The sequence below is a fragment of the Nocardiopsis metallicus genome, from assembly GCF_014201115.1.
Lineage (GTDB): Bacteria > Actinomycetota > Actinomycetes > Streptosporangiales > Streptosporangiaceae > Nocardiopsis > Nocardiopsis metallicus.
The window spans coordinates 5053377-5073892 of the sequence record NZ_JACHDO010000001.1 but is presented as its reverse complement, the minus strand read 5'-3'; the positions used below and the strand labels follow the sequence as shown (position 1 = coordinate 5073892).

General features: G+C 70.0%; 18 protein-coding genes and 1 CRISPR repeat array. Of the genes, 10 read left to right on the top strand and 8 right to left on the bottom strand.

Going from position 1 to position 20516, the window contains the following annotated elements:
* Window positions 1–139: 139 nt before the first annotated feature.
* Together HNR07_RS22195 and HNR07_RS22190 are read left to right on the top strand one after the other, a co-directional pair.
* Window positions 140–1015: a helix-turn-helix domain-containing protein gene (locus HNR07_RS22195; RefSeq protein ID WP_026115261.1), complete on the top strand. Its 876-nt coding sequence runs from the start codon at window positions 140–142 to the stop codon at window positions 1013–1015.
* Window positions 1016–1029: 14 nt separating this feature from the next.
* The gene (locus HNR07_RS22190; RefSeq protein WP_017567555.1) at window positions 1030–1242 is read left to right on the top strand and encodes a DUF397 domain-containing protein; all 213 of its coding nucleotides are present in this window, start codon (window positions 1030–1032) and stop codon (window positions 1240–1242) included.
* Window positions 1243–1561: 319 nt separating this feature from the next.
* Here HNR07_RS22190 and HNR07_RS22185 read toward each other — a convergent pair whose 3' ends face one another.
* Window positions 1562–2272, bottom strand: coding sequence for an HAD family hydrolase (locus HNR07_RS22185; protein ID WP_017567556.1), 711 nt, complete (start codon window positions 2270–2272; stop codon window positions 1562–1564).
* A gap of 92 nt (window positions 2273–2364) precedes the next feature.
* Between HNR07_RS22185 and HNR07_RS22180 the strand changes: the two genes are divergently transcribed.
* On the top strand, window positions 2365–3561 hold the full coding sequence (locus tag HNR07_RS22180) for a helix-turn-helix domain-containing protein (protein WP_083934852.1): 1197 nt from the start codon (window positions 2365–2367) through the stop codon (window positions 3559–3561).
* Window positions 3562–3983: 422 nt separating this feature from the next.
* On the opposite strand, the gene HNR07_RS22175 is transcribed toward HNR07_RS22180, so the two are convergent.
* From HNR07_RS22175 to HNR07_RS22160, 4 genes are all read right to left on the bottom strand, one after another.
* The gene (locus HNR07_RS22175; RefSeq protein WP_017567559.1) at window positions 3984–5429 is read right to left on the bottom strand and encodes an NADP-dependent isocitrate dehydrogenase; all 1446 of its coding nucleotides are present in this window, start codon (window positions 5427–5429) and stop codon (window positions 3984–3986) included.
* A gap of 96 nt (window positions 5430–5525) precedes the next feature.
* Window positions 5526–6050 carry a hypothetical protein gene (locus HNR07_RS22170; RefSeq protein WP_184366648.1) on the bottom strand — a complete coding sequence of 175 codons (525 nt, stop codon included), beginning with the start codon at window positions 6048–6050 and terminating at the stop codon, window positions 5526–5528.
* A gap of 49 nt (window positions 6051–6099) precedes the next feature.
* Window positions 6100–8721: a DUF2309 domain-containing protein gene (locus HNR07_RS22165; protein ID WP_184366647.1), complete on the bottom strand. Its 2622-nt coding sequence runs from the start codon at window positions 8719–8721 to the stop codon at window positions 6100–6102.
* Window positions 8722–8869: 148 nt separating this feature from the next.
* Window positions 8870–10444 carry a proton-conducting transporter transmembrane domain-containing protein gene (locus HNR07_RS22160; protein WP_017567562.1) on the bottom strand — a complete coding sequence of 525 codons (1575 nt, stop codon included), beginning with the start codon at window positions 10442–10444 and terminating at the stop codon, window positions 8870–8872.
* 449 nt (window positions 10445–10893) lie between these two features.
* Here HNR07_RS22160 and HNR07_RS22155 point away from each other — a divergent pair, with 449 nt between their 5' ends.
* The 3 genes from HNR07_RS22155 to HNR07_RS22145 all read left to right on the top strand — a co-directional run bounded on the left by HNR07_RS22155 (window position 10894) and on the right by HNR07_RS22145 (window position 13196).
* Window positions 10894–11202 carry a winged helix-turn-helix domain-containing protein gene (locus HNR07_RS22155; RefSeq protein WP_245929184.1) on the top strand — a complete coding sequence of 103 codons (309 nt, stop codon included), beginning with the start codon at window positions 10894–10896 and terminating at the stop codon, window positions 11200–11202.
* The gene (locus tag HNR07_RS22150; RefSeq protein ID WP_017568685.1) at window positions 11199–12071 is read left to right on the top strand and encodes a DUF6671 family protein; all 873 of its coding nucleotides are present in this window, start codon (window positions 11199–11201) and stop codon (window positions 12069–12071) included. Before HNR07_RS22155 ends, HNR07_RS22150 begins: the two co-directional genes overlap by 4 nt.
* A gap of 189 nt (window positions 12072–12260) precedes the next feature.
* Window positions 12261–13196 (top strand): TerC/Alx family metal homeostasis membrane protein, encoded by a 936-nt coding sequence (locus HNR07_RS22145; protein ID WP_246421150.1) that lies wholly within the window; start codon window positions 12261–12263, stop codon window positions 13194–13196.
* Window positions 13197–13259: 63 nt separating this feature from the next.
* Here the strand turns inward: HNR07_RS22145 and HNR07_RS22140 are convergent, their stop codons facing one another.
* On the bottom strand, window positions 13260–14144 hold the full coding sequence (locus HNR07_RS22140) for a universal stress protein (protein WP_017568683.1): 885 nt from the start codon (window positions 14142–14144) through the stop codon (window positions 13260–13262).
* Window positions 14145–14305: 161 nt separating this feature from the next.
* Here HNR07_RS22140 and HNR07_RS22135 point away from each other — a divergent pair, with 161 nt between their 5' ends.
* Genes HNR07_RS22135 through HNR07_RS22125 form a run of 3 tightly spaced genes read left to right on the top strand, consistent with a single transcriptional unit; the run spans window position 14306 to window position 16133 of the window.
* Window positions 14306–14605 carry a winged helix-turn-helix domain-containing protein gene (locus tag HNR07_RS22135; RefSeq protein ID WP_106586558.1) on the top strand — a complete coding sequence of 100 codons (300 nt, stop codon included), beginning with the start codon at window positions 14306–14308 and terminating at the stop codon, window positions 14603–14605.
* Window positions 14602–14748: a hypothetical protein gene (locus HNR07_RS22130; RefSeq protein WP_017568420.1), complete on the top strand. Its 147-nt coding sequence runs from the start codon at window positions 14602–14604 to the stop codon at window positions 14746–14748. The genes HNR07_RS22135 and HNR07_RS22130 overlap by 4 nt, the downstream gene beginning before the upstream one ends.
* The gene (locus tag HNR07_RS22125; RefSeq protein WP_017568419.1) at window positions 14745–16133 is read left to right on the top strand and encodes a UDP-N-acetylmuramoyl-tripeptide--D-alanyl-D-alanine ligase; all 1389 of its coding nucleotides are present in this window, start codon (window positions 14745–14747) and stop codon (window positions 16131–16133) included. Before HNR07_RS22130 ends, HNR07_RS22125 begins: the two co-directional genes overlap by 4 nt.
* Here HNR07_RS22125 and HNR07_RS22120 read toward each other — a convergent pair.
* Together HNR07_RS22120 and HNR07_RS22115 are read right to left on the bottom strand one after the other, a co-directional pair.
* Window positions 16120–17145, bottom strand: a complete 1026-nt coding sequence (locus tag HNR07_RS22120; RefSeq protein ID WP_106586557.1) for an L-threonylcarbamoyladenylate synthase — start codon at window positions 17143–17145, stop codon at window positions 16120–16122. The genes HNR07_RS22125 and HNR07_RS22120 overlap by 14 nt on opposite strands.
* A gap of 221 nt (window positions 17146–17366) precedes the next feature.
* A CRISPR array of direct repeats spans window positions 17367–17834; the repeat unit is 37 nt; unit sequence GTTGCGATCCTCGGTCGCCCCGGAGGGCGACCGCCAC.
* Window positions 17835–18255: 421 nt separating this feature from the next.
* A complete protein-coding gene (locus HNR07_RS22115) occupies window positions 18256–19029 on the bottom strand; it encodes a DUF2637 domain-containing protein (protein WP_083934888.1) in 774 nt (257 codons plus the stop codon).
* Window positions 19030–19120: 91 nt separating this feature from the next.
* Between HNR07_RS22115 and HNR07_RS22110 the strand changes: the two genes are divergently transcribed.
* Window positions 19121–20380 (top strand): glycosyl hydrolase family 95 catalytic domain-containing protein, encoded by a 1260-nt coding sequence (locus HNR07_RS22110; RefSeq protein WP_376769980.1) that lies wholly within the window; start codon window positions 19121–19123, stop codon window positions 20378–20380.
* Window positions 20381–20516: the final 136 nt, after the last annotated feature.

Sequence of the window (20516 nt, the reverse complement as noted above, 5' to 3'; positions counted from 1 at the left end):
GTTGAACTCCCGGCTGGGGTGAACGAGACTCCATCATGAACTCAGACAGTCTAAAAAGCAATGCCTTATTTAGACTGTCTGATTTTTGCTTCTTGGAGTTCGTCCGGACCGTAGGATGCAGATCAGGCGAGGAGGCCCCATGACGACCGGTTCCAGCGATTCCAGCCCCACGGCGCGCCGCCGCCGACTCAGCGCAGAGCTGCGGGCACTGCGAGAGGGACACGTGCAGCCGGACGGCCGCAGGACCACATCCGTCGATGTGGCCGAGACCCTCGGATGGGCGCGCTCCAAGCTGAGCCGGATCGAGAACAACCAGTGGAAACGCCCGTCGCCACGGGACGTCAAGGACCTGCTGGACTACTACGGCGTCGAAGACGAGGACCGCCGGGCGTACATCCTCACCCTGGTCACCGAGGGCCGTAGCAAGGCGTGGTGGAGCGAGACCGAGGACCTCTACGGTGGCTCCCCCAACTACATCGGTCTCGAAGCCGCCGCCCGCCGCATCCGCTCGTGGGGGTATCTGGTGCCCGGGCTGTACCAGACTCCCGGCTACGCCACGGCGGTCGTGCGCGGAGGCGGGATCCGCGACGAGGACGAGATCAAGCGGCGAGTTGAAGCCCGCATGAAGCGCCAGTCGATCCTGAGCGGCCCGGAGCCGCCCCAGGTGTGGGCCGTCGTCGACGAGGCGGCGATCCGCAAACCCGTTGGTAGTTCCGAGGTACATGCCGAGCAGATCCGACACCTGATCGAGCTGACCAAAGCGGAGCACCTCACGCTCCAGGTGATGTTGGACAGCACCGGCGCCCACCCCGGTATGGGCTCGCCGTTCGCCATCTTGAACTTCGAACCCACCGAACGCCCGGTGGTGCACCTGGAGACCCTGACCGAGAGCCTCCTGCTGGAGGAGACCTCCAAGACCGACCGATATGACTTGGTGTTCCATCACATATCGGCCAGGGCCGCCTCTCCCGACGAGACCGTGGCCCATCTGGAAGAAGTACTGAACAACCTGTGAAAAGGACGTCCGCCGTGACTCACCCTCTCCGCCGGACCGCGGACCGGGACTTCGTGTTCCGCAAGGCCAGCTACTCCACGTCCCACGGCCAGGACTGCGTGGAGGTCGGGGATCTTCCCGGAGTGTCGGCCGTGCGCGACACCCGGCATCGGGAACTGGGCGCTCTGCTGTTCCCGTCGGGTGAGTGGTCGGGCCTCGTGGCCGCCGCGAAACGGGTGCGTTCTTAGCGTCCGCTCTACCTGACCAGGAAGAAGGGTCCCACCGGTTGGTGGGACCCTTCCGTTCTTCCTTATCGAAATACAGCCGCACCGGGTCGCCCATCTTCGTCACGCGATGAACGAACGACGCTACGACTGTGGCCGGTCGATGGTTCTGGCCCCGAGCAAGGGTGAGCGCAGAGCTAGGAAAACGTCCGACATGGATCGACACCGGCCCCGCAGCAGATGAGCTGGGTGTTCGCGTGCTCCCGGCGGACGGGCCCGGTCGGTAGCATGCGGGGGGCCAGGACCCCGCACACCCGGCAAGACTGAGATGGCGAAGGAATGGTCACTTCTCGACGAGTTCGGAGAGCAGCTCCACGATGTCCGTATCGGCGAGGGACGCGAGCACCCGGTCAGCACCCGCCCGGCGGAGTTCCTCGACCGAACTCGCCCCGGAGGCCACTCCGAGGACACGAGCTCCGGACGTCAGCGCGGCCTCCACGTCCTTAGGGGTGTCGCCGATCAGGACGATCTGAGAGATGCTGATCGGTTTCCCCAGCTTCTCCGCAGTGCGTCGGTGTGCGACTTCGACCAGGGCTGGGCGGTTGTCGTCATCGTCGCCGTAGGCCCCCAGATCGAAGTCCAGCCATCGGTCCAGGCCGAAGGCAGCGAGCTTGATCTCCGCCGCCGCCCGTGTGTTCCCCGTGAGCACGCTCTGGACGATGTGCTGTCGTCGGCTCAAGGTCTGGAGTGCCTCGGTGACTCCGGGCAGGGCTCGGCCCTGCGTCCGCAGCCGGTCCTGGCGTCGCCGGTATCCGTCGGCCTGTTCCCGCAGGAACCGCTCGAACACCTCCGGTCCCGGATCAGTGATCCCGTTCAGGTGGAGGGTCTTACGCAGCAGGACCGGTTCGGTGTGCCCGGCGGCTTTGGCCATCCCCGCGGACAGGGGACGCCCGGTGGCGGCTTCGAAGGCTTCGGCGAACACTTCGCCACCCACGCCTCGGGTCTCGATCAGGGTGTGGTCCACGTCCCAGAGGACGAGCAGGGTGTCGGGCATCGTGCCTCCGATGGGGAAAAGGCGGCCGGTGGTCGAAAGCGCCGTTCTACGATGGGCTTCTGGCCCGCGCCCCTCACGTTGAAAGGCCGGACATGTCGCTGGGGAAGTCGTTCGCGCAGAGACTACGGTGGCATCGTCGGCGTCAGGGCAAGTCCCAGGCGGTCATTGCGGGGCTGGCCGGGTTGAATCCGGAGTATCTGGGGCAGATCGAGCGCGGGCAGCGCACCCCTACCCTCGACACCGTCGAGGCCATCTCCCGTGCCCTCGAAGTACCCGTCGGAGAACTGTTCGGTGAGGTGAAGGACATCCCGGCCGAGCCTACCGATGGGCATATCGCGACGCAGTTGCACAGCGCACTCCACTCGGGCACCACCGCCGGTGACGCGACCGATCTTCACCTTCCCGAACTGCGCGAGCGCGTCGACCGGGCATGGGAGATCTGGCAGGGAACGCCCGACCGCTACAGCAGGCTCTTCCCGTTGATCGTCCCGTTGACCAGGGACGTGGTCCGGTACTGCGCTGCCGAACCATCCCCCGCGGACAGGGCCCTGGCTGCGGACACCTACGGGCTTCTGCGCACGGTGGCACGCCGGATCAACCTCACGGACCTGGCTCTGCTGGCGGCCGAACGCGGACTCCGGGCGGCCGAGCGATCCGAGGATCCCGTGCGAGTGGCGACCGCGCGGTGGAACCTCGCGCACGCGCTCCTGGGTCTCGGTGAACACGCTTCGGCCCTGGAGGTCGCCCGCGAGGCGGCCTCCCGCATCGGGCCCGCCTCCGGCCGCGAGGTCGCCGCGATCACCGGGGCGCTGTGGCTGACCGCCGCGGTCGCCCGCGCCCGATCAGGTGACGCCTTCGGTGCCCTGCGGTGGATCGAGGAACACGCCGCTCCTCTGGCGGACCGTACCGGCGAGACCAACGTGGGGCGCACCTGCTTCGGCCCGGTCAACGTGGGCATGCACATGATGAACATCGAGCTGGAACAAGGTCAGGCCGCCTCGGCGCTGGCGATGGCCGACCGCGTCGACGCCTCCGCCCTGGCCTCGCGCGAACGGCACACCACCTGGGCCCTGGACCTGGCGCGCGGCCACGTCCTCCAGCACGACCCGGGCGCGGCGATGCTGTACCTGCTCCAGGCCGAGATCACCGGCGCCGAGGACCTGCGCTTCAACCCCGACGCCCACACGATCCTCAACCGCGTGGTACACCGCGCCCGACCCGCGCTGCGCACCCAGGCCATCTCGCTGACCAGGCGCCTGAACCTGGAAGGGACCATCCTGTCCAGTTGAGCTGTTCCCTAGACCCCACCACTGTCAGCACGCTGTACTCACCTCCGCATCTGCGGGGAGCACTACTGCCATGGCTCTGTGGACGCCGCCCCCGCAGACTCACCCCCGACGACCAGCCCCGCGCGTGCGGAGACGAGCGCCTGAACAGGAAGCGCAGGGCCAACTTGGGGAGACCGCCCCCGTGAATCTCCCCGGCCTTCCAATGGTTGGTGGTCCGGGTCCCCGCCCTCACGGGCCGCAGACTACCGCCATGCATCTCCGTGTCGATCCGGCCGCGGCAGCTCACACCGAGTCACGAGGATCCTCGAACAGTCCGCTGTACCGCCCACCGGCAGGTGGTACGGCACGGGAACACGCTCGGCCGGGGCCCGCGCACCGCGACCTCCCGCCGCCGGCCGGGCGACCGTCCCGGCCCGCGGCGGCTACTGGCCCTGGCCACGGGTGAAGGCGGGCTCGCCGTCGAACGCGTAGAGACCTTCGGTCTTGATGGGTTCGATGCCGTGCTCCACCATCCGGGACTGGAGGGCGACGATCTCGGCGGCGGTGGTGGAACCGTCCGGGTCGAGGAAGCGGCATCGCCAGTGATCGGTGAGCAGGGTCTCGGCCGCGCCGCCCGGCCACACCTTCTGACCCCGGTTGGAGATCATGTCAAGCCGCAACGGTCCGGCGAGCGGGACGAGCCTGTCGGCGAGCTCGGCCGGGGTGGTCCCGTTCTCGTGGACGAACACGTCGACGCCGAGCCGGGTCTTGGCGGCAGGGGGCCGGTCCTTCAGCTGCACCGTGATCGGCCCGCGCTGCGTGTAGTGAGCCGCCGGAAGCCGTTCGGGGCCCTGGCCGAGACGCTCGATGACCGCGGTCGCGAACGCCCGGGTGCCGACCTCGGCGGTGCTGGTGTCGGGGTGGTGGACGTCATAGGTGTGGACGCCGTCCTCGATGGTCCGCAGCCATGCGTTGTGCACCCTGCTCGCGACGTCGGTCTGTCCGATGTGGACGAGCATCTGCACCGCGGCCAGCAGCAGCCCCGAGGGATTCGCGACGTCCTGGCCGGCCCGCCGGGGGGCGGATCCGTGGATGGCCTCGAACATGGCGATCCGCTCACCGATGTTGGCGCTTCCGGCGAGGCCGACCGATCCGGCGATCTGGGCGGCGACATCGGAGAGGATGTCGCCGTAGAGGTTGGGCAGGACGACGACGTCGAACGCCTCGGGGGTGTCGGCGAGCTTGGCCGCACCGATGTCGACGATCCAATGCTCGGCTCGGATCTCGGGATAGTCGGTGGCGACCTCGTCGAACACCTTGTGGAACAGGCCGTCGGTCATCTTCATGATGTTGTCCTTGGTGAACGCGGTCACCTTGGTCCGCCCATGGGTGGTGGCGTACTCGAAGGCGTAACGGATCACCCGCTCGCACCCCTGCCGGGAGATGAGCTTGAGGCACTGGACGACCTCGTCGGTCTGGCGGTGTTCGATGCCCGCGTAGAGATCCTCCTCGTTCTCCCGGATGATGACGACGTCCATACCGGGATGCCTGGTGGCGACGAACGGTGCGTAGGCGACGCACGGCCGGACGTTGGCAAAGAGGCCGAACGTTTTGCGCACGGTGACGTTGAGGCTCTTGAATCCACCGCCCTGCGGGGTCGTGATGGGGGCCTTGAGGAACACGCCCGTGCGGCGGATGGATTCGAGCGCCTCGGGAGTGACGCCGGCGGGGTTACCGGCCCGGTAGACCGACTCTCCGATGGTGATCGTGTCGATATCGAGGGCCGCTCCGGCTGCGTCGAGCACGGATAGCGCGGCCTCCATGATCTCCGGACCGATTCCGTCACCGTGGGCAACGGTGATCGGTACGGGTGTCGGGTACGACGTCATGATCTCTCCTCGACTCGTGATCGACGGCCGGGACGGGTTCCCCGGTCGGTCGGCTGGTCTGATGCGATGGGTGACGTGGTGGCAGGAGAGAAGCGCTCACTCTTCCGTGGGCTTCAGCGGCCCGACGATGCCGTGTTCTCGGTCATGGACGTACCAGTGTTCGGTGATCAGGTGCGGCTGCCGGGCCCGCAGCGCCGTCATGCTCGTCTCCACGGCGTCACCCTCGGCGAAGACGGGCACGAACACCTCCGGAGAGCCCGGTTCGGGCACTGGGCCCGCCACCAGGGAGTCAAGAATCCGGTTCTGCCACTCGAACGGATCCGGTGTTTCCCGCAGGGCGGGTCCGTCCATCCAGCACAGGGTCCAGATGCCCGCCAGTGAGAACGACCTCTCGATCCACACCGCCTTCACGGTGTGTGATTGTGAGGGGGCGGCGTCGGTGTCTTCCGCATACGACACGGGCAGTCCGGCTTCGAGTTCGGGGCGGATCCACACCCCGAGCAGCCGGTTCGATCCCGATTCATCTCCGAACTGCCGTCGATAGTTGACCAGGTAGTCGCTCACGTTCTCGACCGCGGACCTGACGTCGTCCACGCTTCGGACCAACAGGAGCGTATTCATCGGATACTTCCCTTCTCTGGAGTGAAGTGGCGCTGCACGTGCCCGGTCGTCATGTGCGCAGCGGTGCGGGAGGACGGCCGTCCTCCGGAGCGGCTGCGGCCGGGCACCAGGGCCGCCAACCTGTAGGGGTGTAGCGGAGCCAGGGTTGATCGGGGTGCTCACGTGCGGCGAGACCGACCCAGTCGTGATCGAACATGTGCCGCAGCACGGTGTGGCGCCCGATGAGGGTGTCCAACCGGTGCAAGGGTGCCTGCACGATGGTGAGCAGGCGTTGCGGTTCGTGCCGGGCGCGGTGGCCGTCGGTGAGGGACTGCCAGGGCAGGCCGGACCGGAGGTCGCCGGTGGGACCGGTCATGACGCCGAGGCCGCCGCCGACGGCGTTGTGGAGGGCCTTGCTGCCGGCGCCGAAGGCCTGGGGGTCGGTGGCGGCGAAGTAGTACTGGCTGTTGATCCAGTGCGCGACGACGAGCGGTGCCGTGAGGATGGTCTCCAGGACGGTGCCGGCCGGGTCGAGGTCGGGGTCGTAGTCGTGGAGGAACAGACGGCCGTGCAGGTCGATGCCGCGGGTGAGGGCGCGGGGCGCGATGAGGAAGGCCGCGTTGTCGGCCAGACCCCATTCGGGGAAGGCCTGGGCCCAGTCGCGGGCGCGCGTGCGGGTGTGGCGCGCCGCGCGCCGTGGGCTGGGGTGGGAGGGTGCGCCCGGTAGGGTGGCGCAGCGCTCGGCGGCCAGGTGTGCGCCGGCCGTGCGGAGGTCGGCGGTGAGCCGGTCGACGTCCTGGCCGTGGGTGTCGGGCAGGAGGTGGGTGTCCAACAGGCGCACGGTGTCGGTGGTGGTGTCGTGTTCGGCCGGAACGAACCGGGTGTCGTCGGGAATGCCGATGCCGCGTTCGGAGAGGTGTCGGCGGACCTGCGGATCGTTGAGCAGTGCGGCGGCGGTGCGGGCGTTGGGGCCGCCGGGGTGCCCCCCGCATGCACCGCAGTCCAGCGCGGCCTGGTAGGGGTTGTTGTCGGTGTGGGCGCGGTGCCCGCAGAGCACGACCAGGCGTGCGAACCCCCGGGTCAAGCCCATCAGCGTGAGGATGCCCTCGGCGGTCGCGGTGCGTTCCTCGGGGGTGAGGGCGTCCTCCAGGGAGATCTCGGTCGCAGGGTCGGCGGTGATGCGGCGCGTCCACCACGCGCGGGCGGCGCCGACGGCACCGGGGGCGAAGGTCCTGGCCGCGGCCAACGGGCCCAGGAGCCAACCGGCCGATTCGGCGAGCACGAACGGTGCCACCAGGTCGTCCTTGGCGGCGTGGAGGGAGTGGTCGGCCGCGGCGAGTACCCGGCGACCGGTCAGCGACCGTTCGGCCGCGCGCTGTCGGCCCTCGCTGGGGCGTTCCGTGACGGTGTGCCGGGGCGTGATCGGGCCCGGGCACTGGGCGCGAGCGGCCCCTCCGGCGAGGTCGCGGTAGCGCATGGCGACGGCGAAGAATCCGGCGAATCCCAGGGTCTGGTAGTCGCCGAGCGCTTCCAGGTGGCGACGCAGTCCCTCGGAACGGGGATCGATGCAGCACACCACCTGTGCCCGCGGCGGGGCGTCGGTCCACTCGGGCGCCGAGCGGCTCAGGGTGCGCAGCAGTCGGCTCCGGTAGTGGTCCTCGTAGGCGTCCAGCCAGACGAGGGTCCGTTGTTCCACCGGGAGTCGGTCGAGCAACCGCGCCAACTCGGTCCGCTGTGCCGCGTCGGTGCCGGTGATCTTCAGGGCCTCCAGTAGGTGGCGGGCCCGATCTTCGGGTCCGGTGGTGGCCTGCCGGGTGTCGAGCAGGTCGGCGGAGGCCGAGTTCCACGCCGTACCGTGGGTGTGGGTCCCGGTGAGCGCGGCGGCTTCGGTGGTCAACCGCAGGGCGAGGTAGGCGACCAGGTCGATACCGCTGTCCTGTCGTTCACCCCGCCACCGGATGTGGGCGGCGAAGCCGGGAAGGCACGCCAGATGGGCCTGGAGATAGCGGGTGCGCTGGTCCTCCGGGACACCCAGGGCGGCCAGAGCCTCCGCGACGGCCTGCTCGTCCCGTTCGGGCAGGTCCCCAAGACGTGTGCGCAGACGCCGCGGCAGGGTCACGTCGTGTGCGGCCAGAGCCCGCCACGCGTGGTAAAAGCCTCGGTCGCGGCCGGGCATCCGCCAGGTGGACTGGCCCTCGTCCAAGTAGGCCGAACACCACTGGATCGTGTGGGTGTCGAGGAGGGCGGCCATGTCCGGGGCCAGCACTTCGGTCGCTGTGCGTGCCCGGCGGATCGGCGGGGGGTTCGTGATGCCCTGGTGCAGATCGGCCGACAGGAGGTCGACCGGCTCGTAGGTCCGGCCGCCGAGGGTGAGCGGTGGGCACCGCAGCGCCTCGGGGTGGCGGCGGATCAGCGCGGCACGCACGTCGTCGTCGGTGATCCGCCCGTGCCGCCACGCCGCCCGCAGCCAGGCCTCTTCCGGGGTGACCCGCGCTCCGAACAGGTCCGCGGCGGCGATGGCCGCGTCCGCGAACGGCCGGTCCACCAGGCCGGACAGCGGGTTGACAGCGATGAAGTCGGCGAGCGGCCAGGTCGGCGCCAAGAACGCTGCGGCGTCGGCGACCACGGCACGCACCTCGGCCGCCGAGGTGGCGGTGTCGGGAGCGGCCTTGGTGATGGGTCCGGTGGTCATGGGTTGCGACTCCTCCTGCTGTGATGACGGTGGCGGAACGCGCGACCGGGTGAATCCCCGGGGACCGCGCTTCCGGGAGGCTCCAGCGGCTCCCCTCAGAGCGCCGGAAGCCGTCCGGGCGTGCCGTCGAGGGCTCGGGGCCGTCCGATCACGCCCCGACTTCCTCCGGTAGGGGCACCGGCCGCGGGTGCGGTGCGGGCACCGGCCGTGGCGGGAGACCCGGGGCGGTGGTGTGCGTACGCTGCTGCCCGGCGGACAACGCCAATACGTAGAGACGGTCGCGCCAGCGGCCGAGACCGCGTGCGGGCGCCCGGTGGACCAAAAGCGCTCCGACCACCGACACCGCCACCACGATCGCCGGCAACCAGGCCGAAACTGCGGCAGGGGCGGCGGCGGGCACGCTCGGGGCCAGAAACTCCGTGACCGCCCCCACCACGGCCAGGTAGCCGATCACCGCGCCCGGCAGCACGACCACCACGGTGGCCAGCGCCCCCACGGTCGGGTGGCGCCGCAGCCATCCCCACGCCAGCCGCGCTGCGGTGGCCGCGGCGAAGACCAGCAGCGCCGCGCCTGCGGCGTGCGGAGGCAGCCACCAGACCGCCACGGCCACGGCCACGACGGCGACGACCACGGCGAGGACGGCCACCTGTGCCGAACGCGCGGGGGTCAGCCGGGGGACGGGAGGAGCCAGGACGCGCTGGGTGTGGCGCTGCACCGCCGACCCCGAGCCCAGGAACAAGGCGGCCTTGAACAGCCCGTGCGCCACCAGGTGCACCACCGCCGCCGCGTAGAGGCCGAGCGCGCAGGTCATGAGCATGAAACCCATCTGCCCGATCGTGGAGTGCACCAGCGCGCCCTTGACGTCGGGACGGGCCAGCATGACCGCCGTGGCGGCCACGGCACTGACGGCGCCAACGGCGAACGCCAGGTGTGTCGCCACCGGTGCCGCACCGAAGATCGGCGACAGCTTCACCAGCAGCACCCCGCCCGCGTTGACCACACCGGCGTGCAGCAGCGCCGAGACCGGGGTCGGAGCCGCCAGGGTCGCCGACAGCCACCGGTGCCAGGGCAACTGCGCGCACCGTGCGGCCGCGGCGATCACCAGCAAGCAGGCCACCGCCGTGCCGACCGCGCCGCCGACGGCCGCGTCGCTCTGGTCGCGCAGGTCGAGATCGCCCCAGACGGCGACCGCGAGAACCACCCCGGACCACAGCGCGACGTCTCCGATGATGACCACACGTGCGGTGCGGCGGGAGGCCTCGACGGCCGAAGGGGCCGGCCGGTACATCCCCACGAGTCGCCACAGGGCGACACCGGTCAGCGACCACGCCACCGCCAGGGTGACCAGCGTGACCGCGGCCACCATCGCCGCGGTCGCGGCGGTCAGCGCCCCGGCCGTGATGGCGAACCCGGCCGCGGCCGGGTCGCCGCGCAGGTAGCGCAGGGCGAACACCTGGACCACAGCGCTGACCGCGCACACCAGCAACAGCACGATCGCCCCGAGGTGGTCGGCTGCCAACCCGGTCCAGACACGTCCGTCCGGAGCGGCCAGCACCATCGCCACCGGCCCGCCGAGGGCCACCGAAACGGCCAGGACCCCGGCCAGTGCGGTCGCCGACAGTGCGGCGCCCGCGCCCAGCACGGGAGCCAGGGGACGCAGGTTCCGGATCGATCCGGCCGCCGCAGCGACGGCGGGAAGGGCTACCAGGGCCAGCAGCAGCATCCCCGTCACGCGGCCGCACCTTCCGTCTCAGCGCCCTTCGCGGCGCGACCCGAGGCCGGGGCCGCGGTGACGTCGGTGGCGAGGGCTTCCGGGGGATGTGCGGGCAAAGCGCACCCGTGGAAACCGCTGCTCCGCACCCGTTCGGGCTCACCGCTGGTCACGCGGCGCAGTGGCCGTCCTCGTTCCGGCCCGAGGGCGCCCGGCAAGCCGGTGCCGATCGCCGTGTCCGGTGACGGGGGCCACCGGTGCACCCGACCCCGCGAAGCCTCGTCGGCCGTCGGCTCACCCCGGGTCGGCACACACGTCATCCCGACGCCGCCCATGACACCCATGACACCCACCTCCCAAGCACGACACTGATGACGCGTGTTACGATACACGACATGGATCGTACGACACCAATAGCGCGTATTGAAAATCGTGATACGGGTTACCTGGGACGGGGTGCCATGGCGGATATGCAGGAGTGGACCTTCCTCACCAACCACGCCCACGTACTGCTGTGCGTGGTGCGGGATCCCCAGGCCCGGCTGCGGGACATCGCCGAGCAGGTGGGCATCACCGAACGGGCCGCACAGCGCATCATGGCGGACCTCGTCGAAGCCGGATACCTGGAACGAGAGCGCGAAGGGCGCCGCAACCGCTACCGGCTCCACGCCGAGTTGTCACTACGGCATCCGATGGACCGCGACACCGCCATAGGAGAACTGATGGCCATGCTCATCAGTCCCCGCAACGGCCCTGACCAGGCCCTGTGACCACCACCGCCCACCCCTACTCGGACGCACGCGTCGCACTGGCCACCCGACACGCCAAAGAGCGGGCCCTGGGCCCGGCCCTGGCCCGCATCCCGGGTCTGCGCCTGGTCCTCGCCGACGACGTCGACACCGACGAGCTGGGGACTTTCACCGGTGAGGTCCCGCGCGCGGCATCGCCGTCCGTGACCGCCGTGCGCAAGGCGCGCCTCGCCCTGCGGTCGACCGGCCTCGGTCTCGCCGTGGCCAGCGAAGGTTCCTTCGGTCCCCATCCCATGGCTCCGATGCTCAGTGCCGGCGACGAGATCCTCGCCTTCCTCGACACCGCCCGAAACCTGTGCATCGTGGAGCGCCGCCTGGGCCCCACCAACTTCGCCCACACCACCGCCCGTCACATCGATGAGACCACCGAGGCGTTTTTGGACCGGACCGGTTTCGGCGACCACGCGATGATCGTGCGCCCCCATGCCCCGATCGACCCGCAGGACCCCGGCCCCATCCGCAAGGGCATCCGGACCCGCGTCGAACTGGCCGCCGCGATCGACGAGTGCGCGGTGCGCTCCGCGGACGGCCTGGCCCGTCTGGAGACCGACATGCGCGCCCACCTCAATCCCACGCGCATGCGCGAGATCGGCCTGCTCGCCGACCGGCTCACCCACCGCCTCGCCACGTTGTGCCCCGCCTGCGGAACCCCCGGATACGGCCAGGTGGACCGAGAGCCCGGGCTTCCGTGCGACAGTTGCTCCGAACCCACGTCCCTGACCCTCGCCGTCATCCACGGATGCCCGCGGTGTCCTCACCGCAGCCGCCACCCCCGAGACGACGGGCGGGTCAGCACCGACCCCACGTTCTGCGACGGGTGCAATCCATGATCGAAACCCGCGGTCCGGCGTCGCCGACTCGACCGTCGACAGGACCCGCCGGCGGACACCGGATTCCCGGTACGGTGCCCCACCGGCCGTCGCGAGAGGACTGACATGCTCGACATCGGCATCACCACGTGGATCGTCACGATCGCCGTGATCGTGACCCTGCTCGCCGCCGACCTGACCATCGCCTGACTGAAACCGCACCACGTCGGGTTCAGGGAGGCGACCGCGTGGTCGGTCTTCTACATCGCGGTGGCCCTGATCTTCGGTGTGTGGTTCACCCTGCGCTACGGCGGCGAGTTCGGCACCGAGTACTTCGTCGGCTACCTGGTGGAGAAGAGCCTGTCCGTCGACAACCTCTTCGTCTTCGTCATCATCATCACCACCTTCGCGGTGCCGACCGAGCATCAGCACAAGGTGTTGACCTTCGGCATCGTGCTCGCCCTGGCCATGCGGGCGGTGTTCATCGCACTCGGAGCCGCACTGCTGGCGCTGTTCTCCTTCATGTTCCTCGTGTTCGGCCTGTTGTTGATCTACACGGCGATCCAGTTGTACCGACACCGCGACGAGGACCCCGAGATCGAGGACAACGCCGTGGTGCGTCTGGCCCGGCGGGTCCTGCCGGTCACCGACGGGTTCGTCGGCGGCAAGCTCTTCACCAGGGTCGACGGCCGCCGCATGGTCACGCCGATGCTCATCGTGCTGATCGCGATCGGCACCGCCGACCTGCTGTTCGCCGTGGACTCGATCCCCGCGGTCTTCGGGATCACCCAGGAGCCCTACATCGTGTTCACCGCGAACGCGTTCGCCCTGCTCGGGCTTCGCGCACTGTTCTTCCTGGTGAAGGGCTTGCTCGACCGGCTGGTGTACCTCTCGACCGGGCTGGCGCTGATCCTGATGTTCATCGGCGCGAAGTTGCTCCTGCACTGGGCCCACGTAGACCTGGACGAACGGGTCCCGGAGATCCCGACGCTGGCGAGCCTGGCGGTGATCGTCGTGATCCTGGTCGTGGTCACCGTGGCGAGCCTGGCCAAGACCCGCCGCGACCCGACGGCCAAAGCCCACGCGGGCTCACTTCGCGCGCACGACGCCGAGGCCGGGCCCGACGACACCACCGAAGAGCCGTGAGCCGGGCCGAGCGCCGCAGAACGTCGATGCACGGCCACAGTCCGCCGCCCGCCGGCGGCGTGGTCACGAGGCCGAGTCGGCTCGGACGACCGCCACCGGACGGGTGGCGCGGCGGAGCACTCCTTGACCATCCGACCTCAGCAGCAGGTTGTGGAGCGGACCGCGCCCTCGGCAACCCACCACGAGGAGCTCCGCTCCGCGCGACGCAGCGATCATCACGTCGGCGGGGCGGCCGACCGCTGCGCGCGCGACGACGGGCACGACCAGCCCCGTCACGGCCAGAGCCCGCTCGACGGCCTCCTGGGCCAGATCCTCAGCGCACCGGTGTTCCCGCTCAGCGGCCTTCCTGTAGGCGTACGGGTTGTCGATCGCTCCCGGCAACGTGACGTGGTAGGCGCGGACGGCCACCACCCCGGCCGACCGGTGAACGGCTTCGGCAAGGGCGAACCGCAACGCGGCGTCGCCGTGTGCCGACCCGTCCACTCCCACCACGATCGAGCCGTGGTCCGGCGACACCCAACCGGCAGGCACCACCACCACGGGGCAGCAGGCGCGGGCCGCCAATCTGCCACCGACCGAGCCGAAAGCACGCCCGCCCAGCACGCCGAACCGGTGCGTGCCAACCACCACGAGCTCGGCATCGTGGGACGCGAGCGCTAAAGCGTCCAATGCCGGACGCAACGCCACCGACGTCTCGACCTGCACCCTGGGTGCCTGGAAGGCGAGCCGATGACGAGCCTCCACCAGTGCGCACTCCGCACGCTCCCGAAGGGCGGCCGTAGGTTGCACGGCATCCGATTCACCGAAGGAGCGAACGGTGAGCGGCACCTGCAAGGCGTACATCAGGCGCAGATTCGAGCGACGGAAGCGGGCCTCCGCGGCAGCCCAACCGAGAGCGGCCACAGAGCCGGGCGAACCGTCGACACCGACGACGATGGTGGCGGTCATGGCGATCCGATCCTTCGTTGAGGTCGTCGCCTACACGCACACCCGATGACCTCCCTCGCCATCGGCGACGTGTGAGGCACACAACACGAATTGTACGACATGAAATACGCGTGTCAGAAAGCGCGATACTCACTACGGGGAGGTGGGGTAAGGTACTGAGCATGCAGGAGTGGACGTTTCTCACCAATCACGCCCACGTACTGCTGTGCGTGGTACGGGATCCCCAGGCCCGGCTGCGGGACATCGCCGAGCAGGTGGGCATCACCGAACGGGCCGCACAGCGCATCGTGGCGGACCTCGTCGAAGCCGGATACCTGGAACGGGAGCGCGAAGGGCGCCGCAACCGCTACCGGCTCCACGCCGAGTTGCCGCTGCGGCATCCGATGGACCGCGACACCGCCATCGGGGAACTCGTGGCCGTGCTCATCGGCACCCGCATCGACCCTGACCAGGTCGCGTGATCGCCACCGCCCAGCCCTGCTCGGACACACACGCCGCACTGGCCACCCGACACGCCGAACAGCGGGCCCCGGTCCCGGCCCTCGCCGACGACGTCGACACCGACGAGCCGAGAGCCTTCGCGCGCAGGAGCCCGACCACGTGATACCTCTGACCGCAACCGCCATCGCCGCGGCCACCGGAGGCCACCTGACCGCTGGCACCGACCCCCTGCTGCCGGTCACGGCACCCGCGAGCATCGACTCACGCCGGGTCCACCCCGGGGGCCTGTTCGCCGCGGTCCCCGGTCGGCACACCGATGGGCACGACCATGCCCCGGCCGCCATCGCCGCAGGCGCGGCGCTGGTACTCGCCTCACGGCCGGTGGCCGCCCCGGCCGTCCAGGTCGCCGATGTCACCGTCGCGCTCGGCGCGCTGGCCCGCCACGTGGCAGGCCAGCTGTCGGCGACCGTCATCGGCATCACCGGATCGAACGGAAAGACCAGCACCAAGGATCTCGCCGCCCAGGTGCTGGCGCACCACGGTCCCGTCACCGCCACCGACGGTTCGTACAACAACGAACTCGGATTCCCCCTCACGGTCCTGCGCGCCACCCCCGACACGCGCTACCTCGTCCTGGAGATGGGCGCCCGGGGCCGCGGGCACCTCGGCTACCTGTGCGACCTGGTCACGCCCCATGTAGGCGTGGTGCTCAACGTCGGCACCGCCCACATCGGCCAGTACCCCGACGGGCAGGCCGGGATCGCCGCGGCCAAGAGCGAACTGGTCGCCGGACTCCCCGATGCCGACCACGGCGGCCTCGCCGTCCTCAACGCCGACGATCCGCTCGTCTCAGCCATGGCGGACCGAACCCGTGCCCGTCCCCTGTGGTGGAGCCACCATCCCGGCCCGACACGCGTGCACGCCCGCGACGTGCGCCTCACCCCGGACGGTCGCGCGGAATTCACCCTGCGCACCCCCGAGGGCGCCGCGCCCGTCACACTCTCGCTCACCGGCCGACACCACATCGGCAACGCGCTCGCCGTCGCGGCGACCGCTCATGGCCTGGGCCTGGACACCGCGATGATCGCCCAAGCTCTGACCGACGCGCGACCCAGATCCGCCGGACGCATGCAGACCATCGTCCGCGATGACGGCGTCACCCTCATCCACGACGCGTACAACGCGAACCCGGACTCAATGGCGGCCGCACTCACCGCGCTGGCCTCGGTGACCGCGCGTCGCCGCATCGCGGTCCTGGGAGAGATGGCCGAACTCGGAGAGCACGCCGCTCACGCCCATCGCCACCTGGGCGTGCTCGCCGCACAGGCCGCTCTCGACCTCCTGGTCGTGGTCGGCGATGACCACGCAGCCCTGATCGCCGACGCCGCCCGCGCCGCACGCGACGACCTCGACATCGTCTCCGTCCGTGACGCACGGCAGGCCCACGACGCCCTCCACCGCGGCCTTCACCCCGGCGATCTCGTTTTGATCAAGGCCTCCCGGGCCGCCCGCCTCGAAGACCTCGTCGCCGCCCTCAACGACCGTTGAATCGGTCGGAGTCGCGACTCGCCTGATCACGGGGCCCGGCCGCCCGGCCGAGCCGATCCGCGATCGCCGATCCGATCCCCTCCGGGGAGGGAAGCGATGCCACGATGACCTCACATTCGTGCCGGTCGAAGTCGTGGAGGAACTCATAGAGCCGCTGCGCGTACTGTGCGGCCGAGTCCGGTACCGCGATGACGTGTCGCGCGGAACACGAAGCGGCGTCACCCGCGAACTCGGGGGGAAGAAGGACACCGACCCGGCGCCCTCGCCCCACCAGGAGTTCGGCGTTGTCGAGCACCCGGTCCGGCTCGACCAGGAGAACCCGGGCCCGCGGCGCGTAGTGCGACGGGAACTGGCCCGGAACCCGAACAGCGCTCTTGGCCCGCACCGACACGGCACGGCCCAGTACGTGTTCGAGATCCTCTCGGCTCACACCGCCGGGGCGCAGGATCGCCGGCTCACCCGTGAGATCGACGATGGTGGACTCGACGCCGACCGAGCACGGGCCACCGTCCAGCACATAGTCGACGTCCGCGCCCAACCCCTCACGGACATGACGGGCCGTCGTGGGGCTGACCTCGCCGAAGCGGTTGGCCGACGGAGCCGCCACCCCGCCGCCGAAAGCCGTCAGCGTCTCCAAGGCGACCGGATGGTTCGGCACCCGCAGCGCGACGGTGTCGAGGCCACCGGTGACTGCGCGGGGAACACGGTCCGCTCGCCGAAGCACCAGCGTCAGCGGACCCGGCCAGAAGCGTTCGGCGATGAGGTGCGCCGTGTCGGGCACGTCGGCCGCCCACTCGGCGAGCTGATGCGCGCCGCCCAGGTGCACGATCAGCGGATGCGTCGTGGGCCGCCCCTTCACCGCGAAGACACGCTCCACAGCGCCGACGTTCTCGGCATCGGCGCCGAGCCCGTACACGGTCTCGGTGGGGAACGCGACCAGACCACCCGCACCCAGGGTGCGAGCGGCGCACTCGATGCGGTCGAGCGCGAGTTCTGGTTGATCCGATATCACCGTTCACCCCTCGTAACAACAATCTGACGCACCGGCGTTCAGTGTGGTCAGGTGCCGCGCCGTATGCCGTCGGCCCTCCTGGGAGCAGCGATCCCAGCCTATCGTCGACGGGCGCTACGGCGTTCAGCCGGTCGACGCCGCCCCCACCGCTGGGACTAAGGTCTCCACCGCCATCCGCACCAGGTCCGCCTGGGCACCACAGTCATCTGGTAGGCGGTGGTGCCGAGATCCTCGGTCGCCCCGGAGGGTGACCGCCACACGTGCCCGCACTGGTGGCGCGCGTCCGGGAACTGGTTGCGATCCTCGGTCGCCCCGGAGGGCGACCGCCACGGGACCCTCCGGGCTTTCTACCGTGTACACGGTAGTTGCGATCCTCGGTCGCCCCGGAGGGCGACCGCCACCCGCCGCACCCGCCCCGGTACCGCCGACCGAGGCGGTTGCGATCCTCGGTCGCCCCGGAGGGCGACCGCCACCCGGAACCCCGCGCGCCGCGCCACCAGGCAGGAGGGTTGCGATCCTCGGTCGCCCCGGAGGGCGACCGCCACCAGCGTAGATGCCCCGCCCAGCCGTAGAGGTCCTGGTTGCGATCCTCGGTCGCCCCGGAGGGCGACCGCCACGGCGGATGCGCGTCAACGACGCGGTCACCGTGGACGTTGCGATCCTCGGTCGCCCCGGAGGGCGACCGCCACAGGGTGACCGCCACGGCCCGCGAAGTGGGAAAACGACCTCTCCATATCAACAAACACAGAGCAGCAATCCGGACATTCGGGAGGGAGACCCCCATAGTCCGTTCGGTACCGCCCCGGGTTTCTCTGACCACTTCCGGTTCCCAACCAAGCGGACAAGCTTCAATCGAGTCTGTTGCACAGGACCGTTGCCGACCCCTGCCTGCCAAGCAAAGCACTAGCAGAGGACACAGACTTTTCAGATGCAAGGCTCGCAGCGACAACTGCACTCGAGAACCTTGGTGGTTGCATCCTCCCTCAGATCCAAGACAGAGGAAAGAACTGTAAAGACGCACCATGCGCGTAGCGTACGCACCTCGCCACAGAGAAAGCTCAAACCGCTCCGCAGACCCCGCGTCGGCCCGTCTTCGCTGGTACACCTGGCCTACCTTGACACGGTGGTGCTCACAGCTTCTCGATCGTCAACGCTGAGCTCGGATTCGCCTCTTCGGTCTCCGAGGCTCAGCAGAGCGTCATCGAACCGCCCCTGGCGTCCCCACTGGCTGACCAGCCTCCCCCACCTCGGCCTTCGACCGAAAGCGGACGCGATCTGCTCGCCCGTGGGCAACGAGCCGTGCTCGCCCTGATGTTCCAGAGCCCACTGCCAGGCACGCACCTGGAGTTCAGCGGGCATAGCGCGAGTCGATGAAGTTCCGTTCGCTGCGTCCGTGTGCTGCTCGCGGACGACGTACAGCCCCGGATCGTCCGCCTGTTCGCCCTCGGGGAGAGGAGCCGGATGTTCGTGTGTACGCTCTGCGTCAGCAGTGCGTACGCTCCTGGCCGCCGTGCGGAACTCGCGCATGAGCAGTTCGTACGCACCGATCAGCGCGAAGCTCGGCCATGCGTGGATGATCCGCGACCACATCGTGGGGTCGGCCACGGCAACGTTCGCCGCCAACGACGCGGCCGACCCGATGATCAGCAGGGTCCAGGGCAGGAGACCGCCCTTGCGGCCGTGGCGGGCATCGCTCAGCAGCGTCATGGACGCGCCGACGATCATGCCGTCCACCGACAGCGGGAACAGAGCGGCACGCCACTCCGGCTCGCCGTGGCGCAAGGCGAGTTCGTACATGTGCGAGTACGACACCACCGCCGCGATACCCGCGAGCATCAGCACGGCGGCGATGGTGATCCACCGCGACCAACGGGGCTCCGTCATCACCGCTCACCGCCCTGTCCGTTGACACGGACACCCCGCCCGTACTCGGGCAGTTCAACGGTCTGCTCGATGACCAGCCGCGCGTTCCCATCTGCCGTGTGCCCCGCAGGGGGTGTGGAGCGGAACCTACGACCCGCCCTGGCGTTCGGGGTACACCTTCGACGGCAACCTGCCCTCGGCCCTGGCCGGTCTGCACCCCACCGGCACCCCGGAGCTCATGACCCCCCTGTTCGACCTGATGGACGCGTTCGCCGACGACCTGCGGGAGAACGCCAGGCGCCTGTACGGGTGCGAGGGGATCCTCGTGCCCGCGCACGCCTCCACCCGGGGCCGCCACAACCACTTCGGCCCCGAGTGGTGCCTGACCTGCTGGACCGCGGGGGGCGCCTGGATGGCGCGCCTGTACTGGGACCACTACTCCTACACCCTGGACCGCGGTTTCCTGCGCGATCGGGCCCTGCCCTTCCTCACCGAAGCGGCCGAGTTCTACGAGGGCTTCCTCTGCGAGGAGGGTTTCTCCCCGTCCTACTCGCCGGAGAACACCCCGGCGGACGGGGACGGGCAGGCCTGCGTCAACGCGACGATGGACGTCGCCGCCGTCCGCGACCTGGCGCGCAACCTCGTGCGCGCGCACCGGGAGCTGGGGGTGCCCGGCGCCCGCAGGTGGGTCCGGCTGGCCGCCCGGCTCCCCGGCTACCGGGTCAACGCGGCCGGGGAGCTGGCCGAGTGGGCCACGGCGGCGGGCCCGGTGGCCCAGACCGACCGGCACGCACACCGGCACGCCTCCCACCTGTACCCGCTCTGGTACGAGCGGGACCCCGCCTTCGCGGACCCGCGGCTGGCCGGGGCCGCCGCCCGGACGGTACGCGCCCGGTTGGCCTGGTGGCGCGGCCAGGAGGCGGACGAGATGGCCTTCGGGCTGGTGCAGCTGGGCCTGGCCGCGGCGTCGCTGGGGTTGGCCGAGGAGGCCCACGAGGCGGTATCGCTGCTGGCCGAGCGGTACTGGCGGCCGACCATGGTGCCCACGCACAACCGGGGGCGGATCCTCAACGTGGACATCGGCGGGGGCTTCCCCGCCCTGGTGGCGGCGATGCTGCTCGGATCGGCGCAGGGGAGGCTGGAGGTGCTGCCCGCGCTGCCCCGGGCGTGGCCGTCGGGCGTCGTCGAAGGACTGCGCGCACGCGGCGGCGTGGTGGTGGAGCGGCTGGAGTGGGGCCGGGGGAGGGTGGCGGTGCGGCTGCGCTCGGCGCGGGGCGGTCCGCTGCTCGTCCGTATGCCGGACGGAAACCGGCGGGTGCGGTTGGAACAGGGGGTCACCACATGTTTGCGCGGGAAATTGCCAGCGCCCTGAGGTCAGGTATCGAAGCGATTCGAAATTACTCGAATAACCCCCGTTGACGTTCTGTCACCGTGAATACACACTGGCGGCAGGATTCTCGGCGGGTCGGGTTTTCCGCACCGTCCCCCGAGATGAACCCCCTACCCGA

Coding starts and splice junctions, on each gene's coding strand:
- HNR07_RS22195 (WP_026115261.1), top strand. CDS start 140: ATGACGACCGGTTCCAGCGATTCCAGCCCCACGGCGCGCCGCCGCCGA.
- HNR07_RS22185 (WP_017567556.1), bottom strand. CDS start 2,272: ATGCCCGACACCCTGCTCGTCCTCTGGGACGTGGACCACACCCTGATC.
- HNR07_RS22180 (WP_083934852.1), top strand. CDS start 2,365: ATGTCGCTGGGGAAGTCGTTCGCGCAGAGACTACGGTGGCATCGTCGG.
- HNR07_RS22175 (WP_017567559.1), bottom strand. CDS start 5,429: ATGACGTCGTACCCGACACCCGTACCGATCACCGTTGCCCACGGTGAC.
- HNR07_RS22170 (WP_184366648.1), bottom strand. CDS start 6,050: ATGAATACGCTCCTGTTGGTCCGAAGCGTGGACGACGTCAGGTCCGCG.
- HNR07_RS22165 (WP_184366647.1), bottom strand. CDS start 8,721: ATGACCACCGGACCCATCACCAAGGCCGCTCCCGACACCGCCACCTCG.
- HNR07_RS22160 (WP_017567562.1), bottom strand. CDS start 10,444: ATGCTGCTGCTGGCCCTGGTAGCCCTTCCCGCCGTCGCTGCGGCGGCC.
- HNR07_RS22155 (WP_245929184.1), top strand. CDS start 10,894: ATGGCGGATATGCAGGAGTGGACCTTCCTCACCAACCACGCCCACGTA.
- HNR07_RS22140 (WP_017568683.1), bottom strand. CDS start 14,144: ATGACCGCCACCATCGTCGTCGGTGTCGACGGTTCGCCCGGCTCTGTG.
- HNR07_RS22135 (WP_106586558.1), top strand. CDS start 14,306: ATGCAGGAGTGGACGTTTCTCACCAATCACGCCCACGTACTGCTGTGC.
- HNR07_RS22115 (WP_083934888.1), bottom strand. CDS start 19,029: ATGACGGAGCCCCGTTGGTCGCGGTGGATCACCATCGCCGCCGTGCTG.